We start from the raw sequence: 19,808 nt of genomic DNA, 5'->3' as shown, positions 1-19,808 counted from the left end.
TACGGGCTCAGCCCTAGGTCGCTGACCTGCGTGAATACCTGGCCGCCATGGCGTGGAAGACCTCCTTGGGCTCCCAGCGCCGCTCGTCGAGCATCTTCACCACGCCGTACGAGCCGATGTCGGCCTCGCCGGTCCTGTTGTAGGCCGCGAACGTGAACCACAGCGCGGTGTCCACGCCCTCCTGCTCGAAGACGTCCATCAGCTCGGTGAAATAGCGCACCTGCTCGCCCTCGTCGCGTACGGCGCCGTCGGGCACCACCCACGCCGAGCCGCCGCGCTCCCCCGCGCCGCGGTAGGCGCACGTGCCGAACTCGGTCACGGCGACCGGCTTGCCGTGCTTGAAGTGGGCGCGCAGCTCGTCCACGAAGTCGTGGGCGTTGTAGGAGGCGCGGTAGGCGTCCACGCCCGCCACGTCGAACGGGGCCCAGTCGACCGGCTCCCACGGCCCCGAGGCGTAGCTCAGCCTGCCGCCGAACAGCGGCCGCACGGTCTCGGCCACCTTCGCCAGGTAGGCGTTGAAGCGCGGCATGACCCGCATCAGGGACGTCCACCACTCGACGTCGCCGCTCATCATGGCGGTGAGCCGGTCGCCATAGTCGTCGCCGTCGATGAAGCCCTTGCCGAAGCCGGTGATCTCACAGCCGGTGACCAGCACGATCTCGGCGCCGTCGCGGCGCAGCCCCTCGGCGCGCCTGGCCGAGTCGGCGAAGACCTCGAGCATCTCGTCCTGCGCGAGGTCCACGGGGAACGGGGTGAACCAGACCTCCAGCCCGGCCGCCGCGGCCTCCCTGGCCGCCGCCTCGACGCGCTCGGGGTCGCGGCCGGAGATACGTACCGACGCGCAGTGCAGGTCTTCGGCGATCGTGCGCATGTCGCGCCGGACGTCCTCGATGTGGAACGACTTGCGGCTCAGGCCGTCGCCCGGGAGAAACCCGACGTCATAGTTGATCCCCTTTTTCATGATTTATCCCCTCTTTGTGTCAACCCGTGCTCCAGGAGGTCGAAGGCCAGCTCCACGTCGCCCGCCAGGCGCCTGCCCGCCTCCTCCAGGGGCTCCCCCGCGGCGATGCGCTGGAAGAACGCCTCCTGGAGGGTGGTGACGGCGGCGGTGATCAGCGCGGCCATGAGCTGCGCGGCCAGGTCGTCGCCGGGATGGGCCGCCTTGAGCGCCTCGGCCAGCTCGTACCGCTCGCTCATGCGCACCCCGTGCAGCGCGCCCATCAGGGCCGGGCTCGAGGCGATCACGCGGACCCTGGTCAGCAGCGCCTCCACGTCCACCTCGCCCGCGCCCTGGGCGGCCAGCGCCCGGTAGTGCTCGCGCAGTGCCTCGAGGGGCGAGCGCCCCTCCGCGCGCCCGGCCACGATCGCGGCCAGGTCGTCCTTGACCCCCTCGGTGACGAGGCAGTCCTTGGTCGGGAAGTAGTTGAACAGCGTCACCTTGGCGACCCCGGCCGCCTCGGCGATCTCGTTGACGGTCACCGCGTCGTAGCCGCGCTCGTCGAACAGCCGCAGCGCCACCTCCGCGATCCGCCGCCGCGTCTGCTCCTTCTTCCGCTCCCTGAGCCCCATGAGGGCAGCATAAAGCGAACCGGGTTCATTTTTAAACCCGGTTCGGATTTTTCTGAGGGCTACATGCGGACGACCATGGTGTTGGACACGCGGTCGTGCACCCCGCGGTGGTCGCGGTCCCAGATCAGGGCGGGCACGGCCACGCACAGCAGCACGGTGCGCACCAGCACGGGCAGCCAGCGGGGGTTGCCGCCGTCCATCGCGGCCACCCTGATGCCGGCCAGCCGATGCCCGAAGGTCTGCCCCATGAAGCCGACCAGGATCAGGTACTGCAGGGCGAAGACGACCGCGGGCGCCCACGGCTGCTCGGCCGGGTTCATCCTGAGCAGCAGCTGCACGATGGCCCACGTGCAGATCATCCAGTCGATGACCAGCGCGGCGATCCTGCGGCCCCAGCCGGCGATCGACCCGCTGCCCTCCTCGGGCAGGCCCAGACGCTCCCCCGGGTATCCGAGATCGACCCCGGCGGACCTGATCCCGCCCAGCCAGGTCTGCGTCCACCGAGGTTCCTTGCTGCTCATGCCTTCAACGGTATCCGCCAGATGGGCCGGTCCGCTTTGTGACCCAACCGCGTCGCAAAGCGGCCATCATGTACGCCATGCCAAACGGGGATGACCTTGATGCGCGCTTCAACGAGCTGGTCGCGCAGATCGATGAGGAGCAGCAGCGCAGGATGCGGGCCGCGGCCGTCAAAGGCGCCAAAGAGCAGCGGCGTACAGACCGCTTAGAACGGCGCATGAAGAAGGAAAGGCGCTCTGACTTATATGAGCGCTCGGGCTTGTATGAGAGCGAGGCGGCCCCCCGGCGGCGGGTCGGCCGGGCCTGGATCGCGATGGCCGTGATCACGGGGCTGATCACGGCCTCGGGCGTGGTCGTGACCTTCCGCCCCGACCTGCTCACGCCCTCGGGCGCGGTGCCCGACGACGCGCTGCCCAAGGATGCGGTGATCACGGCGCCGTCGGCGGAGCTCGCCGGAGACCCAGCCGAGGGCGGCGGCGAGGAGCCGCCAGGCCCGTTCGCCGGATCCCCCGCCGAGGACTACGCCGAGGGGATCGCCGGCTTCGTGATGCCGGAAGCGAAGGCACTGGGCGGGCTGTCGAAGAAAGACGTGGCGAAAGGGCTGGAGCGGACGCGCGAACTGTTCGGGGCGGCCTTCCTCGACCGCGAGACGCTCATGGGAGGCAAGCCGACGGCGTTCGCCGAGCTCCTGCCTCCCGAGCTGCGTGCGGACTTTCTCGGCAACCTCAAGCACGACGACGAGGAGGGCCCGGGATACGTCATCCGCTTCGCGCCGGGCACGGCTGAGCTCGCCACCGATGTGATCAAGGTGCATGGACGAGCGACGCTGGACACCTTCAAGGAGGACGGCAGGCACGGCGTCAAGGTGAAGCTGAACCACCTGGTCGTTTACGCCCTGCACCGCCCGGGCCGGCCCGAGACCACCATCAGGCTCGTCGCCCATCCCATCGGCAGTGTGCTGCTCTATCGCGAATCCGGGCGCCTGGTCGTCTGGCCGGACCCCTGGAACCCGAGCACAACCCCCGCCAGTTGCGACACGCGCGACGCGTTCGTGCATCCCGTTTACGAGGACTCGCCTCCCGAGACGGTGGCGCCCACCGGATTGCCGGTGGATCCGTACCAGCTGGAGGAGGATGAAAGCACTGGTTGCACCGCATCAAAGGGCACCTGATCTGCGTAACATGTGCGAAACAAACGAGACACCATATGGAAACGGCCACGCCCTAGCGTCGGCATGATGGCCAGTCCCCAGGGAGGTTCGAGAGTGTTCAACTCCGCCGACGACGTCCTGAAGTTCATCAGTGACGAAGGGGTGCAGTTCGTCGATGTCAGGTTCACCGACCTGCCGGGGACGACTCACCACTTCACCTTCCCGGTAGAAAACTTCAGCGCGAGCGTCTTCACCGACGGACTCATGTTCGACGGCTCATCGATCCGCGGTTTCCAGGCGATCCACGAGTCCGACATGCTTCTGCTGCCCGACCCGTCCAGCGCCGTGGTGGACCCGTTCCGCCAGCACAAGACGCTCAACCTGAACTTCTTCGTGCACGACCCGCTGACCGGCGAGGCCTACAGCCGTGACCCGCGCAACGTCGCTCGCAAGGCTGAGGAGTACCTCAAGGGCACGGGCATCGCGGACACGGTCTACTTCGGCCCCGAGGCCGAGTTCTACATCTTCGACGACGTGCGGTTCGAGACGAAGCAGAACGCCGGCTACTACTACATCGACTCCATCGAGGGCGCCTGGAACACCGGCAAGGCGGCCGAGGGCGGCAACCTCGGCTACAAGCCGCGCTACAAGGGCGGCTACTTCCCGGTGCCGCCGATGGACCACTTCACCGACCTGCGCTCCGAGATGGTGCGCAACCTCATCGAGTGCGGCATCGACGTCGAGATGCAGCACCACGAGGTCGGCACGGCGGGCCAGGCGGAGATCGACTTCAAGTTCGGCACGCTGCTCAAGACCGCCGACAACCTGATGCTCTACAAGTACGTGATCAAGAGCACGGCCCTCGAGTACGGCCACACGGTCACGTTCATGCCCAAGCCGCTCTTCGGTGACAACGGCTCCGGCATGCACTGCCACCAGTCGCTCTGGAAGGACGGCTCGCCGCTCTTCTACGACGAGGTCGGCTACGCGGGCCTGTCCGACACGGCCCGCTACTACATCGGCGGCCTGCTCAGGCACGCGCCGTCGCTGCTGGCCTTCACCAACCCGACGGTCAACTCCTACCACCGCCTGGTGCCCGGCTACGAGGCCCCGGTCAACCTGGTCTACTCCCAGCGCAACCGCTCGGCCTGCGTCCGCATCCCGATCACGGGCTCCAACCCGAAGGCCAAGCGCATCGAGTTCCGGGTGCCCGACCCGTCGTGCAACCCGTACTTCGCGTTCGCGGCCATGCTGATGGCGGGCATCGACGGCATCCGCAACAAGATCGAGCCGCCGGAGCCGGTCGACAAGGACCTCTACGAGCTGCCGCCGGAGGAGGCCCGCAACATCCCGCAGGTCCCCGGCTCGCTGCCCGAGGTGCTCAGCGCCCTGGAGGCCGACCACGACTACCTGCTCGAGGGCGGCGTCTTCACGCCTGACCTGATCGAGACGTGGGTCTCGTACAAGCGGGAGAACGAGGTCGACCCGATCCGGCTGCGCCCGCACCCGCACGAGTTCGAGATGTACTACGACGTGTGACGGCCGGTTTCCCTGGCCTTGGCGATCTTCCCGGAGACGGGCGCTGAGCTGGGAAACCCTTGCCGTTGGTTGCCGTTGTTTCTCGTTGCTGAGCAACGTCAGCCGGAGCAGAACCGGAACAGAACGGCCCGGCACCGTGATCGGTGCCGGGCCGTTCTTTGCTGGTGGAGGAGTTGATAGCGGTTCCGCAATCTTCAGGGCACTGGACTGTCTCCCCCTCCGCTCGATGCCACTGGGTGTAGCAGCCATGGCACAGTAAGTCGTCACTTGGGGTAATACCGTCGTTCCATTCGCCCGTCGCTCGAATGATCCCGACCTGCGATAATCCCAATCTCGTCACTCCGGTTCCCATAATTGGACCCGCCGGGATGCAATTGGGATATGTGGCGCGACACATGGTGTACCGGTTCCTATTCGAACCGTGGGAGAAGCCCCCACCTATCTGGGCGATGCTCGTATGTCGTAGGCGGGCCTGGCGACCCACTCGGCGCCGTCCACGCCGACGTGCGCCTCTGAGCTTGGGGTGCGGATTGTCCGGGCCGTAGCGCCAGGCGGAGCTGAGGCGTCCGCCGGGGCGCCGTGGTCAGGACTGTGTGAGGCCGCGCCCGTGGTCGACGGCGTACGCGGTGAAGACTTCCGTCGGTGTTCCGCCGGTGTGGAGGAAGCGCTGGTCGAGGATGGTGGCAAGGTCTTTCAGCGCGCCGGCGAGCAGGTCGCCGGTCAGACGCACATCCGGCCGCCGGGCCGCCTTTCCACGCTGGGCGAGGTCATCGGCGTAGCCGATCGTGGCCGGCAGGGACGAGTGGTCCTCCCCGTCATGGAAGTAGTAGGCCTCGGCGTACTGGGTGAAGTCGATCCGGACACGCGCCACCTCGGTGGCCAGACTCTCCAGCAGTGTGGCGCCCACGGTGGAGTCGAGCTGCTGAACGGACGGGTCCGATTGTTGGAGGAGCGCCAACCGGACCGCCAGGACCCTACGGCGGGTCAGCGCCGGGTAGATCTCGAGCACCCAGGAGACCGTGGCCGTCAGGAGGACGAAACCGACGAGAGCCTCCAGCGGCGAGACCAGGCGAAGCCAGCCCTCGGCGGGCACGATGTCCCCCAGCCCAAGGGTGGCAACGGTGACGAGCGAGAAGTAGACGGAGTCGAGCAGCGGCGACTGCTGCGCCGCCTTGGAACCAGGCGTGAAGGTGAACGCCTCAGGCATGTGAGGCCAGTAGACGATGGCCCAGCCCAGGATGATGATGGCGGCCCACGTGCCGACCACCGTCACCATGGCAAGCGGCCCCACGAGCCCGACCACGCGCCTGCGTGCACGGACCTGCCGGGCCAGTCCCCACATCGCCATCATGACGAATCGGCTGAGACCGCCGTGACGGGTGGGGTGCCAGAGCGTATGGAACAGGTCCCGTAGGGCGGCCATGATTATCGCGGCCCCTACCAGCGAGACCAACCAGTCCATGTACGTCTCCCGCGGCCCTGTTCCGTGAAGCGGCCTGGGCAGTCAGGCAGCGAGGGCCGCAGCTCCTGCCGCCCGAATTCTCAGAGCCTAAGCCGAAGGACAGCACCGCAGGGCGCCGAATCGCCGCACTCCCAAGCTGCAGCGCGCCTGTTTCCCCGAGCTGACCCCCCGGCCGCCACGGCCCGGGGCCTAGAACTCGAAACGGGGAGAGGACCGGGTCAGGGTCGCCGTCTTCGGGGTGACGGGCCAGATGGCGGCCAGCTCGTCCGCGATCGTGGCCATCAGGCGTTCGACGTCCGCACCGGCCGTTTCATGCAGCGCCTCCGCGACGATCAGGACGTCTGTGGTCGTGTCGCGGACGGCCGAGTGGCCGCTCTGGCGGTTGGTCCAGCGGCGGGCGTGCGCCCTTCCCTCCGCGTCGGCGAAGACCACCTCGCCGGGCGGCGGGTGCTCCGTCTCGCCGGAGAAGGTCAGGTACGTCTCGTCGCCCGCCGCGTATCTGACCTCCACGTACCGCTCGATCTTGGAGACGTCGAACACCGCCACCGGGACCGCGTACGCGATGGAGACAGCGTTGCAGAGGTCGATCAGCGGATGCAGGCGCGGCAGCGCGCCTTCCTTCCTGAAGCGCCGCAGCAGCGACTCCGACGCGCAGCGGTACTGGGTCGGCTTGAGGCCCATCTTCGAGAACGCCCGCCGCCACGCCTGGATCTCCGGCAGCTCGCCCTCCGAGGAGGTCGCGAGCCGCTTCGCGGCGAGCTCACCGAACCGGGCGACCTGGTCGTCGACGGAGACGTCTGCCGTGATGCCCTTCGCGAAGAGCACCCCGGGGACGAGCTCGGGGAAGTCTCGCCAGATGTCAGTCGAATGCTGGAAACGCACGGTCACCTCGTCATCCCCGTCGTGGAGCACGGCCGTTCGGCCCTTCGCCGCGCCGATCACGATACTCGCCTCGGCGCGGCCGGACCGGCAGGGTCACTGCAAGACGATCGAGCGGGCGCGTCGCGCGTTCACCGCGTAGCAGGCGCAGGTCAGTGCGGTCAGGACGGCCGCCGCCGTCAGCGGCTGGCCGATGACGCCCATGACGGCCACGCCGAGGGTGGCGCCGAGCTGGCGGAACGCGTTCAGGACGCCGCCCGCCGTGCCGGCCGTGCCCGGGGGTGCGCTGTTGACCATGCCCGCCATCAGCGCGGGCAGCACGAACGACAGCCCGAACCCCATCACCACCAGCCACGGCGCCAAAGCGTCCGTGAGGGCGACGCCCGTCAGGCCGGTCGCGAGCAGGGCGAGGCCGCCGAGGATGGGCGGGCGGGGGCCGTAGCGGGCCACCAGGCGGCCGGTGAGCAGCGGATTGACGGTCATGGGGAGGGTGAGCGGGAGGAAGGCCAGCCCGGCGGCCAGCGGGGTGAGGTGTCGGGTGTCCTGCAGGAGGAGCGTGAGGACGAACAGGGCGCCGGCGAAGGCGAAGTTGGCGACCGTGCCCGCCAGCAGCTCGGGCCAGGTGGCCGCGAGGAGGCCGCCGGGCAGGGCCGGGGCGTGGCTGCGGCGCTCCGTGAGCACCAGCGCCGCCAGGGCGGCCGGCGCCAGGACTCCCGCCACCGTCGAGGCGTCGATCAGGGCCTCCGCGACCAGGGCCAGGAACACGCAGGCCAGCGCCTGCACCCGCCAGTCGATCAGGCGCCGGCCGCGCGGCGAGTGGACCCGGCGCATGGCCAGCAGGCTGATCAGGGCGATGGGCGGGTTGAGCAGGAAGACGGCGCGCCAGCCGTACAGGTCGACGAGGAGGCCGCCGAGCAGCGGGCCGGCGGCGAGCGCGCTGCCGGTGATGGCGGCCCACAGACCGGTGGCGCGGGCGCGGGCGGCCGGATCGGGGAAGAGCTGGCCCAGCAGGCCGAGCGAGCCGCCCGTGCAGAGCGCCCCCGCCACGCCGAGCAGGGCGCGCAGCCCGATCAGCACGCCCAGGTGCGGCGCCGCGGCGCTCAGCAGCGAGATCACGCCGAACGCCGCCACGCCGGCCTTGAAGATCCGGGCCGCGCCGTACCGGTCGGCCACCGCTCCCCCGATGAGCAGTGAGGCGGCGAAGGCGACGGTGTACGCGTTCACCGCCCACTGCTGCCCGGCCAGCGAGCCACCCAGTGAGGCCCGCAGGTCGGGCAGCGCGATCGTCAGCACGGTCGTGTCGAGGATCACGAGGAAGTAGGCGAGGGAGAATCCGAACATCATGCGCCTCAGCCTGCTGAAACGCCCCGTCCGCCCTCAACAGGCATGATCTGAGGGGGCATTCGGGAAAACCGTATGCTGACATTTATGGATTTGCGCCAGTTGCGGGGGTTCGTCGCGGTGGCCGGGGCGGGCACCGTCACCGGGGCGGCGAACAGCCTCGGCCTCGCCCCCGCGTCCGTGTCGGAGCAGGTGCGCAGGCTGGAGCGGAGCCTCGGGGTCTCCCTGTTCGAGCGCACGCCCCAGGGCATGCGCCTGACCGAGCAGGGCGCCAGGCTGCTGGCGCGGGCGCAGGGGCTGCTCGACCACGCCGACGAGGTGCGCCGCGCCGTAACCGGGCAGCGCCGCCGAGTGCGGATCGGCGCGCTGGAGATGCTGGCCGCGGCCCGGCTCCCCGCCGTGATCCGCCGCCTGTCGGAACGCCGCCCCGACCTGGACGTGGACGTGTACTCGCTCACCCGGCAGCCGCTGCTGGCCGCGGTGGCCGGCGGCGAGCTGGACGCGGCGCTGCTGCTCGACACGGGCCTGCGGATCGGCGGGCTCGGCTTCACCGTGCCCGAGGACACGGGCTCGGTCGCCACCGCCGGGTCGAGGTCCAGGCCCAGCCCGGCGCCCGACCTGGACTTCCTGGATGTGGGCGAGGTCAGGCTGTTGCTGGTCGCGGCGCCGGACGGCGACCGAGAGCCGCTGCTGGTCAGCGCCGACGGCTGCTCGATCCGGCTGGCGGCCGACCGGGCGTTCGGCCCGGAGGCGCCGCGCAGGGAGCTGACCAGCATCGCGACCGCTCGCGAGTGGGCCAAGCAGGGGCTCGGCAGCGCCCTGCTGCCTGACTTCGTGCTGGAGCCCGACCTGGCCTCCGGCGCGCTGGTGCCACTCGACTTCTACGCGCCGGCGCTGGCGTTGCGGCTGGTCTGGCTACGCGGCCGCGAGCCCGCCCTGCGTGACGTCCTCTACGCCATGAGCGCCTGACGTGCCTACGGGCGCTTGAGGTGGTAGACCACGTGGGGGTAGAGAGGACTGTCCGGCGCGAGCCGCGTGTGGTTGAAGTCGGCCAGGTGGGTCATCCCCAGGCGCTTCATCACAGCCTGGGACCGGGTGTTCCGCTTGGCCGTCATGGAGATGATCTCGTCCAGCCCGGCCTCGTCGAACGCGTACCTGACGGCCTCCCTGGCCGACTCGGTGGCGTACCCGCGCCCCCAGGCCGGCCGCGCCAGCCGCCACCCCACCTCCCACGCGGGCAGGAACGGTGCGTCGAACGTCTGCCAGATCAGGCCGGTGAAGCCGATGAACTCCCCGCTGTCGCGCACCTCCAGCGCCCACAGCCCGTAGCCGTGCTTGTCGAACTCCTCCTCGATCCTGTCGGCGAAGTGGTCACTCTCCGCGCGGGTGAGCGTGGCCGGGAAGTGCTCCATCACCTCGGGGTCGGCGTTCATGGCGGCGAAGGGCTCCCGGTCCTCGTCGCGCCACCTGCGCATGATCAATCGCTGGGTCCGCATCCGAGCCACGATAATGCGGGACGGGCGTTCACAGCACGCGGCTGAGGAAGGCCTTGGTACGCGGGCTGCTGGGGTTGTCCAGGACGTCCGCGGGCGTGCCCGACTCGACCACGACGCCACCGTCCATGAACACCACCCGGTCGGCCACCTCGCGGGCGAACCCGATCTCGTGAGTCACCACGATCATGGTCAGCCCGTCCTCGGCGAGGCCCTTCATGGTGGCCAGCACCTCCCCCACGAGCTCCGGGTCGAGCGCGCTGGTCGGCTCGTCGAAGAGCATCAGCTTGGGCCGCATGGCCAGCGCCCTGGCGATGGCGACCCGCTGCTGCTGCCCGCCCGAGAGCTGCCTCGGGTAGGCGCCCGCCTTGTCCTCGAGGCCCACGCGCCGCAGCAGGGCGAGCGCACGTTCCCTGGCCTGCTCCCGGGGCTCGCGGCGGACGCCGACCGGCGCCTCTATGACGTTCTGCAACACCGTGAAGTGCGGGAACAGGTTGAACTGCTGGAAGACCATGCCGATCTCGCGGCGCTGACGGGTGATCTCGCCCTTGCGCAGGTGCCGTACCTTGCCGCCGGACGCCTGGAACCCGATCAGCTCGCCGTCGACGTGGATGGCGCCGCCGTCGATGGTCTCCAGGTGGTTCACGCAGCGCAGGAACGTCGACTTGCCCGAGCCGGACGGGCCGAGGACGACCACGACCTCCCCCGGGTGGACGTCGAGGTCGATGCCCTTGAGGACTTCGAGATGGCCGAAGTGCTTGCGTACGGCACGGGCGTGGACCATGGGGACGGTCACGACGTCACCTCCGAGGGACGGCGGCGGCGGAAGGCCAGGAAGGCCCAGAAGCTCTGCGGGGCGTTCCTGGTGGCGCCGCGCGCGTAGTGCCGCTCGATGAACGACTGGCCGACGTACAGGATCGAGGTGATCACCAGGTACCAGACGCAGGCGACGATCAGCAGCGGGATGGTCTGGAAGGTGCGATTGTAGATCGACTGCACCGTGTACAGCAGGTCGGCCAGCGCGATGACGCTCACCAGCGACGTGGCCTTCAGCATGCTGATCACCTGGCTCCCGGTGGGCGGGATGATGAACCGCATGGCCTGGGGCAGCACGATCCTGCGGAAGGTGCGGGCGTTGCTCATGCCGAGCGCCGAGGCGGCCTCGGTCTGCCCGGGGTCCACCGACATGAGCCCGCCGCGGATGATCTCGGCCATGTACGCGCCCTCGTTCAGCCCGAGCCCCAGGATGGCCGCGAGCAGCGGGGTGATGACCTGGTTGGTGTCGGCGCTGAGGAACTCCGGCCCGAACGGGATGCCGAAGGAGACCTTCGGCAGCAGGTACGACAGGTTGTACCAGAGCACGAGCTGCACCAGCACCGGCGTGCCGCGGAAGAACCAGACGTAGAGCCCGCAGGCCGCCCGCGCGACCGGGTTGTCCGAGATCCGCCCGATCGCCAGCAGCACCCCGAGCACCACGCCCACGGCCATCGCGATCACGGTGAGCAGCAGCGTGGTGAAGATGCCCTGGCCGATGATCTGCGCGTTGACGTACCTGAAGACCACGTCCCACTGGAAGTTGGGGTTGGTGACCAGCAGGCTCACGAGCTGGGCGGCCAGCACCAGCAGGATGATCGAGGCCACCCAGCGCAGCGGATGGCGGGTACGGGACGCGCCCGCGACGTCGACTTCCGGCAGGCTCATGATGCCGCCAGGTTGACGCCGGCCTTGTCCAGCTTGTTGTCGGACGTGCCCCACTTGTCCATGATCTTGGCGTACGTGCCGTTGTCCATGAGCTTCTGGATGCCGTCCCTCAGCACGTCACGCAGCGGCGAGTCCTTGCCGACGACGGCCCCCTGGTAGAGGTCGTCGAACCCGTTGCTCTGCCCCTTGCCCGCCAGCTCCAGCTTGCCGCCGGACTGCGACACGAAGTACGTGAGCGGCGCCTGGGAGGAGAAGAACGCGTCGGCCCGGCCCGAGCTGACCGCCAGCACCGAGGTGGGCTGGTCCTTGTACGACTGTACGGTGATCTTCGGCTTGCCCTCCTTGGCGCACGTCTCGGACTGGTTCTTGATCACCGCCTCGGCGGAGCCGCCGGCCATGACCGAGATCTTCAGACCGCAGGTGTCCGCCACCGAGTTGATCTTGTGCGGGTTGCCCTTCGGCACGGCGAAGACGACGAACTCCTTGACCCAGTCCACGAAGTCGTTGGACTTCTGCCGGTCGGGGAAGTCGCCCACCGGCCCGATGGCCACGTCGTAGCGGCCCGAGGCGATGCCGGTGAGCTGGCTGGGCAGGCCGTCCACGGTGACGTGCTCGATCTTGACGCCGAGCAGCTGGCCGAGCGCCTCCGACAGGTCGGCCGCGGCGCCGGTCATGGACTTGCCGTCCGCCCCGGCGATCTCGTACGGCGGGAAGGAGCCGTTGTTCACCGAGACCAGCTTGCCCGCGGTCTTCACCTTCTCGGGCAGCCGGTCGTACAGGGCCTGGTCCTTGCCCTGGGCGGCCACGGTGCCGGAGGCGGCCGGCTGGGAGCTGAGCGCGCCCTCGGCCTCCTCCGGGTTGGCGCCGCAGCCGGCCAGCAGGAGGGCGGCGCCGAGCAGGGCAGCCGTCGCGGACTTAGACATGTCGCTCCAATCGGGGGTCGACGGCGAAGCGCCGGTTCTCGAGGACGGGGAGGCTGAGGCGGGCTCGCTCGAGCTCTTCCGCCGAGGCGTCGGCCCACAGCAGGCCCGGCGCGTCGCCGAGGCGGGCCCGGGTGATGCCGAGCGGGTCGACGACCATGCTGGCCCCGATGTTGCGGCGTCCGCACTCGCCGGACGCCGCCACGTACACGGTGTTCTCCAGGGCGCGGGCGGTGACCATGACCTCCCAGTGCCATTCCTTGGCCGGGCCGCGCACCCACGCGGTCGGCAGCGCGATCACCTGGGCGCCCTGGTCGGCCAGGAGCCTGGCCAGCTCGGGGAAACGCACGTCGTAGCAGGTCATCATGCCGACCTTCCAGCCCGCCACGTCGATCACCACGGGCGCGTCGGTGCCGGGCACGACGTTGTCGGACTCGCGCCGGCCGAAGGCGTCGTACAGGTGCAGCTTGGTGTACGTCCCGACGATCTCGCCGTCCCTGGCGGCCACCAGGACGTTGAACACGCGGCCGTCGCCCGACGGGGTGTGCACCCCGACGATCACGGTGGTGGACGAGCCGCGCGTGTGCTCGACCAGCCCGCTGACGAACGGCCCGTCCAGCGGCTGGGCGGCCTCGCGGATGCGTACGGGGTCGTCGATGAAGAGCGCCATCGCCCCCTCGGGCAGCACCAGCAGGTCGGCGCCGCCCGCGACGGACCGGTCGATCAGGTCCTGGCAGGTCTTGAGGTTGTCCGTCCACTCCTCGGAGGTGGCGAACTGTCCAACGGCGATTCTCATAGGTCGAAGACCTCCTCGGGTCCGATCGGGCGGGATGAGATTCCCTGGGCGTGGAGCTCCTCGCAGAAGGCGGCGACCATGGCGGCGTTGGGCGCGAGGCCGTACGGCATCCAGTCGGGGCCGAAGGTCCTGGGCGTCTCCGTCAGGTCGGCGAGCAGCCACGGCGTGGTGTCCGCGAGCAGGCGCCGCCGGGCCAGCCAGTGCCGCTTCGACCGCTCGAACAGGTCCTGCACCGCCCGCGGCAGCCCCGGGTCGCGCTCGACGGCCTCGCGCTTCAACGTCACCAGGTGGATGCCGGGCACGAAGCCGGTCTGCCGGTAGTAGGCCAGCTCGGCGGCGCGGTGGTCGGGGAGCAGGTGGCGGAAGCGGCTCTCGGCGGTGAACATCTCCTCTGGCATGAACGGGGTCATGATCGCGTCGTAGCGGCCCCCGGCGAGGTCCTCCGCGAGGCCGTCGCCGGTCAGCGAGACGTTGTCGGGGAAGGGCACGGGGCCGACGCGGTCCTTGCCGGTCTCGCCGGCGACCAGCGGGCCGACCGTCCACTCGATGCCCCTGATGTCCACGCCGGCGGCCCTGAGCAGGGCGCGGGTCCAGGTGTTGCCGGAGTCCGGCCAGCCGGTCAGGCCGATGCGCGCGCCCTTGAGCTCCTCGAGCGAGGTCAGCTCGCTGTCGCGGCGCACCAGGAAGCACCGGTGCCGGAAGCCGCGCATCACGAAGACGGGCAGGCCGACCAGGCGGTCGTCGCCTGCGGCGCGGCCGAGCACGTACCTGCTGAAGGACGTCTCGCCGCCGTCCAGGTCCGGCTCGCTCAGGACGTCGGGGGTGACGGCACGGGACTCGAGGTCCAGCTCGAACCCCTCAGGCCGCACCTCCCCGGTCGCCACCGGCACGAGATGGTCCCAGTCCCGCAGACCTAGCCGAATACGCACAAACACCCCAAAGTTCGCTTGCGTTGAATTGCTCGAAACCATATGTTCAGAGCGTTTCCCCACACAAGACGATCTTTGTTGCTGAACAAAGATTTACAGGAGGTCACGTGGAAGCCGCCTGGCTGGCGCACCAGATCGGCGAGCCGACCGCGCGCGGGATCGCCGCCGCCCTGACCGACCTGATCAGGCAGGGCACGGTCACCGCGCAGACGCGCCTGCCGACGGTGCGGAGCCTGGCCAGGGAGCTGGGCGTCAGCTCGGGGACCGTGGCGGAGGCGTGGTCGGAGCTGCGCCGGCACGGGATGATCCACACCGACCGCCGCCGCGGCACGGTGGTGCTCGGGCCGCCCGACGTGCCGCGTCCCATCCGGTACGAGCGCATCGGCCACTGGGGCGACCGGCTGGCCATCGACCTGGCCATTGCCTCGCCCGACCCGGCGCTGCTGCCGCCGCTGGAGGCCGCGCTGATCGCCGCCGCCGGTACGGAACGGCTCAACGACTACACGCGGGAGACGATCACGCCTCGGTTGCGTGCCGCCGTGGAGCCGACCTGGCCGTTCCCCGCGCGGGGCTGGCTCGCGGTGGGCGGCGGGTACGAGGGAGTGCAGCTGCTCTGCCAGACGACGGCGCTGCCCGGCGACAGGATCGCGATCGAAGAGCCGACCGGCGCCCGGCTGCTGGACATCCTGGAGACGATCGGCGTCCAGATCATCCCCGTGGCCTGCGACGAGCACGGGCCGATCCCCGACGCGCTGGCCAAGGCCCTGCGGGCCAGGCCGGTGGCGTTCGTCTACCAGCCGCGCGGCCAGTCGCCCTGCGGCCACGCCGTGACCGCCGAGCGCTCGGCCGAGCTGGCCGCGCTCCTTGAGCCGACGTCGACGCTGATCGTGGAGGACGACGGGATAGGCGAGCTGTCGGTCTCACCGATGGTGAGCATGGGGACGCGCTTTCCCGACCGTACGGTGCTGGTGCGCTCGTACTCCAAGTCGCACGGCCCCGACCTGCGCATCGCGGTCATCGGCGGGGCCGCGGACGCGGTGGAGCGGGTGCGCGTGCTGCGCAGCTTCGGCACCGGCTGGACCAGCCGCATCCTGCAGGACACACTGGCCCACCTGCTCGGCGACGGCGAGGTACGGGCCCGCGTCGAGCACGCACGCGCCGTCTACGCGGGGCGGCGGGCGCGGCTGGCCTCGGAGCTGGGGGCACGCGGCGTGCGCACGGGCGGCGGGGACGGGCTCGTGCTGTGGGTGCCGGTGCGTGAGGAGTCGGCGGCGCTGGTCACGCTGGCCGCGCACGGGATCTCCGTCGCGGCCGGCAGCCGGTACGTGATCCGGCCCGCCGCCACGCACCACCTGCGGCTGGCCACGGCCAGGCTCACCGACGACCCCTCCGAGCTGGCGGACCTGGCCGACGTGATCACCCTGGCGGCCAGAGGCGAGTCCTGATCACCCCGCTGGGCTCAGCGTCGCGTCTTGATGCCGGTGATGCGCCGGAGCACGTCCCACCAGAACGGCGCCCCGAACATCAGCGCCACGTTTGTCAGCAGGAAGCCGGGCCAGTGGCTCGGCGTGGTGACCCGGTCCCACCACACGCCGCCGTTCCAGTGCACGGACGGATCGCCCTGCGCCGGGATCGACAGGCTGACCAGCGCGTGGTCGGCCATCCTGACCAGCGCGGGCTGGCTGAGCGTCTCGGTGACGCACTGCACCGGGTCTCCGCCCGTGCAGCGGGCCTTCAGCTCGTTGTACGCGTCGGGCCCCGCCTCCGCGACAGCCGTCACCGAGGTGCGGAAGGCGTTGTCCCGCAGCAGCGTCTTGGCGTACTCCAGCCCGTCCATGGTGAACACCAGCGTCACGAGCAGGCCCAGCACAGCGACGACCCACTTGACGTACCGCTTGTAGAGCATGGACAGCCGCTGCATCTCCCCGTCGAACCAGGTCTCCACGCCCTGCCTGAACCGGTCGAGGTCGCGCTGCGCCGTCTCCCACACGCCCTTGAGGTGTCCGTAGAGGGGGCTGCGCATTTCCTTGAGCCTCTCCAGGAACCCCTCGACGCCGTCCGGCTGGCCCGCGGCCAGCTCCATCAGCGCCACCGCGAAGCGCCCAGGAGGGATGTTCGCGATGCTGGTCCGGCCCCTCTTGGGGTGGTCGATCTCCTGGACGCGCTGGTAGAGCAGGTTGACCATGGTGTCCTCGGCCTTGCTCTCCCGCGCCGGCAGGGCGCCCGGCTCGGCGGGCGAGGGCTGATCGCTGTGCTTGGGGCGCGGGTCGCGGACGAAGGGCAACGCCGCGAAGACGTCACGCACCTTGGCCGGCAACCATGACCTACCCTGTTTGTCGGAGCCGTCCATGGTGTCCCTGAGGTAGGCCCACAGGAACTTGCTGCGGATGGCGAGCACCCGCACGAACGCCTCGTTCAGGCCGCTCACCAGCAGCGACAGCAGCAGGAACGACACCACCAGGCCGAGGGCCAGATCCACATAAATGGATAACACCTGCGCCTTGATACACCAGTTCGCCGTGCTCGATCAAGCCCCGTAGAAGACTCGATCCACTACTTGACGTGCGCGGCGCGTCACGCGGCGGTAGTCGTCCAGGAAGTCCTCCGAGCCGTCCGGCGGGTAGCCGAGCGTCTGGGCGATCAGCTTGCGCTCCCCCGAGTCGCGCGGGACGCTGTCGCCCGGGCGGCTCTTGACCAGCATGATCGCGTCGCGGATGCGGGAGGCGAAACGCCACGCCTCGGCCAGCACGGCCTCGTCGGCCGGGGCGAGCAGGCCCTCGCCCACGGCCGCGCGCAGCGCCTCGAGCGTACGGGTGGTGCGCAGCGACGGCAGCGTGCCCGCGTAGCGGAGCTGCAGCAACTGCGCCACCCACTCCACGTCGGACAGCCCGCCCGGGCCCAGCTTGGTGTGCAGGGCCGGGTCGGCGCCGCGGGGCAGGCGCTCGGCCTCCATACGGGCCTTGAGCCTCCTGATCTCCCTGACGGCGTCGTCGTGCAGCCCGCCCTGCGGGTAACGCAGCTCGTTGATCATCGACGTGAACTGCTCGCCCAGCTCCCGGTCGCCCGCCGAGAACCTGGCCCGCAGCAGCGCCTGCGACTCCCACGGCGACGACCATCGCGAGTAGTAGGCGCGGTACGAGGCCAGCGTCCGCACCAGCGGGCCCTGCCGCCCCTCGGGACGCAGGTCCGGGTCGACGGCCAGCGGCGGGTCGGGGGCTGGCAGCGAGAGCAGCCGGCGCACCTCGTTGGCCACGGCGAAGGCGGCGTCCGTGGCCTCGCGCTCCTCGACCCCGGGCAGCGGCGAGTGGACGAACATGACGTCGGCGTCGCTGGCGTAGGAGCACTCCATGCCGCCGAGCCGGCCCATGGCGATGATGGCGAACTTCGTGGCGTTCGGGACCTTGGTGAGGGCAGCGTCGAGCGCGGCCTGAAGGGTCACATCGGTCAAGGCGGACAAGGCGCTCCCGACCGTCTCGATGTCGATGAGCCCGAAGATGTCGGCCACAGCCGTACGGAACAGCTCTTTCCTGCGCAGTGCCCGCACGGCCGCCACGGCGGTCACGGGATCGCCCGCGTGCCTGGACACCGCCGCGGCGGCCTCGTTGAGCAGGGACTCGCGGGAGCGGACGGCGAGCTCCTGGTCCGCGCCCAGCATCGCGACCGCCTCGGGCGCGTGCAGGATCAGGCCGGTCGCGTAGCGGCTGGCGCCGAGCACGCGCGCCATCCTGGCCGCCACCGCCGTCTCGTCGCGTAGCAGCCGCAGATACCACGGCGTGCTGCCCAGCTTGTCGCTCACCTGTCTGAACCCGAGCAGCGCCCCGTCCGGGTCGGGTGTATCGGCGAACCAGCCGAGCATGACGGGCAGCAGCGTGCGCTGGATCGCGGCCCGCCTGGACACGCCGGAGGCGAGGGCGGCGATGTGGTGCAGCGCGCCGGCGGGATCGACGTAGCCCAGCGCCTCCAGCCTGGCCTTCGCCGCCGTGGCCGAAAGCCGCGCCTCCGACTCCTGCAGCCGCGACACGGCCTGGAGCAGCGGCCGGTAGAACAGCTTCTCGTGCAGCCGCCGCGCCTCCATGGCGTGCCGCCGCCACCTTGCCGTGAACTCTCTCACCGGATCGGGCTGCATGCCGAGCGCCCGGCCCAGCCTGCGCAGATCGGACTCGCCGGAGGGCACGATGTGGGTGCGCCGCAGCCGGTGCAGCTGCAGGAGGTGCTCCACCTGGCGCAGGAACGAGTACGCCTCCGCCAGCCCGCGCGAGTCGTCGCGGCCCACGTACCCGCCCCTGGAGAGCGCGGCCAGCGCGGGCAGCGTGGCCCTGCGCCGCAGCAGGGGGTCGAGCCTGCCGTGGACGAGCTGGAGCAGCTGCACCGCGAACTCGATGTCGCGCAGCCCGCCAGGCCCCAGCTTGAGCTGGCGGTCCCCTTCCGCACGCACGTGCGCCTCGACCCGCCGGCGCATGGCCTGCACGTCCTCGACGAAGTGCTCGCGGGTGGCCGCCGACCACACCAGGTCGTTGACCGCTTCGACGTAGGCGGCGCCCAGCTCCATGTCGCCCGCGACCGGGCGGGCCTTGAGCAGCGCCTGGAACTCCCACGTCTTGGCCCAGCGCCGGTAGTAGGCCAGGTGGCTGCCGAGCGTGCGCACCAGCGGGCCCGACCTGCCCTCCGGCCGCAGGCCCGCGTCCACCTCCCACAGGGAGCCTTCGGACGTGGTGTCGGCGCAGGCCCGCATCATGGCCTGGGCCAGCCGGGTCGCCGTGCGCAGTGCCTTCGTCTCGTCGGCCCCTTCTCGCGGCTCGGCCACGAAGATCACGTCTACGTCGCTGATGTAGTTGAGCTCCCTGGCGCCGCATTTGCCCATGCCGATGACTGCCAGGCGTACCTGGCTGTCGTCGATCTCGGCCCGCGCGATGGCGAGCCCGGCCTCCAGCGCGGCGCCCGCGAGGTCGGACAGCTCCGCCATGACCTCGGCCAGCGTGGCCTCTCCCGTGAGGTCGCGCGCGGCGAGATGCATCAGCCTGCCGCGGTAGGCCACGCGGAGCGCGTTCAGCGGGTCGTCGCCCGTGGCGGCCTCCCCGGGCTCGGCGCCGACCGCCCGCAGCAGCTCCGCCCGCGCGTCGCCCAGCCGAGGTTCGGCGAGGAGCGCGATCTGGCCGGGGTGGCGCACCAGGTGCTCGCCGAGGGCGGCGCTGACGCCGAGCACGGCCAGCAGCCGGGCACGCAGGTGTTCGTCTCGGCGGACGGTGCCGAGCACGGCAGGCTCGCGCTCGACCAGGCGGGTCAGCGAGACCAGCGCCTGGTCGGGGTCGGCCACGTCCACCAGGAACTCCAGGAGATCCTCCACGTCGGCTCCAGCCTGCCGGACGAGCTGAGCGGCCCTGGCGCCATCTGCGAAGCCGAGCTTGGCGAGCCGCGCGGCGGTGGATTCGATCCTGGGCACCCCTCCATCTTGACAGCCGCTTCCGGCGTAGCATAGGAACGCAACGTTGCGTTGCATTCTTCTCGGAGGT

18 protein-coding genes are annotated in these 19,808 nt (G+C 70.3%); 4 read left to right on the top strand and 14 right to left on the bottom strand.

All coding sequences use genetic code 11. From position 1 onward, the window contains the following. Positions 1-13: 13 nt before the first annotated feature. The 3 genes from ACQPWU_RS18420 to ACQPWU_RS18410 are packed head-to-tail and all read right to left on the bottom strand — an operon-like array spanning position 14 to position 2,090. Complete coding sequence (locus tag ACQPWU_RS18420; RefSeq protein WP_433441590.1) at positions 14-961, bottom strand: hypothetical protein; 948 nt, start codon at positions 959-961, stop codon at positions 14-16. Further along, positions 958-1,569, bottom strand: a complete 612-nt coding sequence (locus ACQPWU_RS18415; protein ID WP_433441588.1) for a TetR/AcrR family transcriptional regulator — start codon at positions 1,567-1,569, stop codon at positions 958-960. The genes ACQPWU_RS18420 and ACQPWU_RS18415 overlap by 4 nt, the downstream gene beginning before the upstream one ends. Before the next feature lie 59 nt (positions 1,570-1,628). Further along, positions 1,629-2,090, bottom strand: coding sequence for an RDD family protein (locus tag ACQPWU_RS18410; protein WP_433441586.1), 462 nt, complete (start codon positions 2,088-2,090; stop codon positions 1,629-1,631). 77 nt (positions 2,091-2,167) lie between these two features. Here ACQPWU_RS18410 and ACQPWU_RS18405 point away from each other — a divergent pair, with 77 nt between their 5' ends. Both ACQPWU_RS18405 and glnA read left to right on the top strand, forming a co-directional pair. Next, complete coding sequence (locus ACQPWU_RS18405) at positions 2,168-3,259, top strand: hypothetical protein (protein ID WP_433441585.1); 1,092 nt, start codon at positions 2,168-2,170, stop codon at positions 3,257-3,259. A gap of 93 nt (positions 3,260-3,352) precedes the next feature. Next, complete coding sequence (gene glnA, locus ACQPWU_RS18400; protein WP_433441583.1) at positions 3,353-4,777, top strand: type I glutamate--ammonia ligase; 1,425 nt, start codon at positions 3,353-3,355, stop codon at positions 4,775-4,777. Between the two features lie 583 nt (positions 4,778-5,360). Here glnA and ACQPWU_RS18395 read toward each other — a convergent pair. From ACQPWU_RS18395 to ACQPWU_RS18385, 3 genes are all read right to left on the bottom strand, one after another. After that, positions 5,361-6,239 carry a potassium channel family protein gene (locus ACQPWU_RS18395; RefSeq protein WP_433441581.1) on the bottom strand — a complete coding sequence of 293 codons (879 nt, stop codon included), beginning with the start codon at positions 6,237-6,239 and terminating at the stop codon, positions 5,361-5,363. Between the two features lie 189 nt (positions 6,240-6,428). Continuing rightward, on the bottom strand, positions 6,429-7,181 hold the full coding sequence (locus tag ACQPWU_RS18390) for a B3/B4 domain-containing protein (protein ID WP_433441579.1): 753 nt from the start codon (positions 7,179-7,181) through the stop codon (positions 6,429-6,431). A 33-nt stretch (positions 7,182-7,214) separates the two neighbouring features. Beyond that, positions 7,215-8,462 (bottom strand): MFS transporter, encoded by a 1,248-nt coding sequence (locus tag ACQPWU_RS18385; RefSeq protein ID WP_433441577.1) that lies wholly within the window; start codon positions 8,460-8,462, stop codon positions 7,215-7,217. A gap of 84 nt (positions 8,463-8,546) precedes the next feature. On the opposite strand from ACQPWU_RS18385, the gene ACQPWU_RS18380 reads away from it, so the two are divergent. After that, positions 8,547-9,428 carry a LysR family transcriptional regulator gene (locus ACQPWU_RS18380; protein WP_433441575.1) on the top strand — a complete coding sequence of 294 codons (882 nt, stop codon included), beginning with the start codon at positions 8,547-8,549 and terminating at the stop codon, positions 9,426-9,428. Between the two features lie 5 nt (positions 9,429-9,433). Here ACQPWU_RS18380 and ACQPWU_RS18375 read toward each other — a convergent pair whose 3' ends face one another. From ACQPWU_RS18375 to ACQPWU_RS18350, 6 genes are read right to left on the bottom strand one after another with little or no spacing between them, the layout of a single operon-like run. Next, the gene (locus ACQPWU_RS18375; protein ID WP_433441573.1) at positions 9,434-9,955 is read right to left on the bottom strand and encodes a GNAT family N-acetyltransferase; all 522 of its coding nucleotides are present in this window, start codon (positions 9,953-9,955) and stop codon (positions 9,434-9,436) included. 28 nt (positions 9,956-9,983) lie between these two features. Further along, positions 9,984-10,736 carry an amino acid ABC transporter ATP-binding protein gene (locus tag ACQPWU_RS18370; RefSeq protein ID WP_433445234.1) on the bottom strand — a complete coding sequence of 251 codons (753 nt, stop codon included), beginning with the start codon at positions 10,734-10,736 and terminating at the stop codon, positions 9,984-9,986. Between the two features lie 8 nt (positions 10,737-10,744). Continuing rightward, positions 10,745-11,653, bottom strand: coding sequence for an amino acid ABC transporter permease (locus ACQPWU_RS18365; RefSeq protein ID WP_433441571.1), 909 nt, complete (start codon positions 11,651-11,653; stop codon positions 10,745-10,747). Next, positions 11,650-12,576 (bottom strand): ABC transporter substrate-binding protein, encoded by a 927-nt coding sequence (locus tag ACQPWU_RS18360; protein WP_433441569.1) that lies wholly within the window; start codon positions 12,574-12,576, stop codon positions 11,650-11,652. Before ACQPWU_RS18360 ends, ACQPWU_RS18365 begins: the two co-directional genes overlap by 4 nt. Next, positions 12,569-13,369 carry a deaminated glutathione amidase gene (locus ACQPWU_RS18355; protein WP_433441567.1) on the bottom strand — a complete coding sequence of 267 codons (801 nt, stop codon included), beginning with the start codon at positions 13,367-13,369 and terminating at the stop codon, positions 12,569-12,571. The genes ACQPWU_RS18360 and ACQPWU_RS18355 overlap by 8 nt, the downstream gene beginning before the upstream one ends. Beyond that, a complete protein-coding gene (locus ACQPWU_RS18350; protein WP_433441565.1) occupies positions 13,366-14,298 on the bottom strand; it encodes a hypothetical protein in 933 nt (310 codons plus the stop codon). Before ACQPWU_RS18350 ends, ACQPWU_RS18355 begins: the two co-directional genes overlap by 4 nt. Positions 14,299-14,405: 107 nt before the next feature. Between ACQPWU_RS18350 and ACQPWU_RS18345 the strand changes: the two genes are divergently transcribed. Continuing rightward, positions 14,406-15,743, top strand: a complete 1,338-nt coding sequence (locus ACQPWU_RS18345) for a PLP-dependent aminotransferase family protein (protein WP_433441563.1) — start codon at positions 14,406-14,408, stop codon at positions 15,741-15,743. A gap of 14 nt (positions 15,744-15,757) precedes the next feature. Here the strand turns inward: ACQPWU_RS18345 and ACQPWU_RS18340 are convergent, their stop codons facing one another. Both ACQPWU_RS18340 and ACQPWU_RS18335 read right to left on the bottom strand, forming a co-directional pair. After that, positions 15,758-16,792 carry a hypothetical protein gene (locus ACQPWU_RS18340; protein ID WP_433441561.1) on the bottom strand — a complete coding sequence of 345 codons (1,035 nt, stop codon included), beginning with the start codon at positions 16,790-16,792 and terminating at the stop codon, positions 15,758-15,760. A gap of 33 nt (positions 16,793-16,825) precedes the next feature. Continuing rightward, complete coding sequence (locus tag ACQPWU_RS18335; RefSeq protein ID WP_433441559.1) at positions 16,826-19,738, bottom strand: bifunctional [glutamine synthetase] adenylyltransferase/[glutamine synthetase]-adenylyl-L-tyrosine phosphorylase; 2,913 nt, start codon at positions 19,736-19,738, stop codon at positions 16,826-16,828. Between the last annotated feature and the right edge of the window lie 70 nt (positions 19,739-19,808).

It is taken from the genome of Nonomuraea sp. CA-141351 (assembly GCF_050944675.1).
GTDB lineage: Bacteria > Actinomycetota > Actinomycetes > Streptosporangiales > Streptosporangiaceae > Nonomuraea.
The sequence above is the reverse complement of the archived record's forward strand: the minus strand, read 5'-3'. Positions and strand labels throughout refer to the sequence as shown.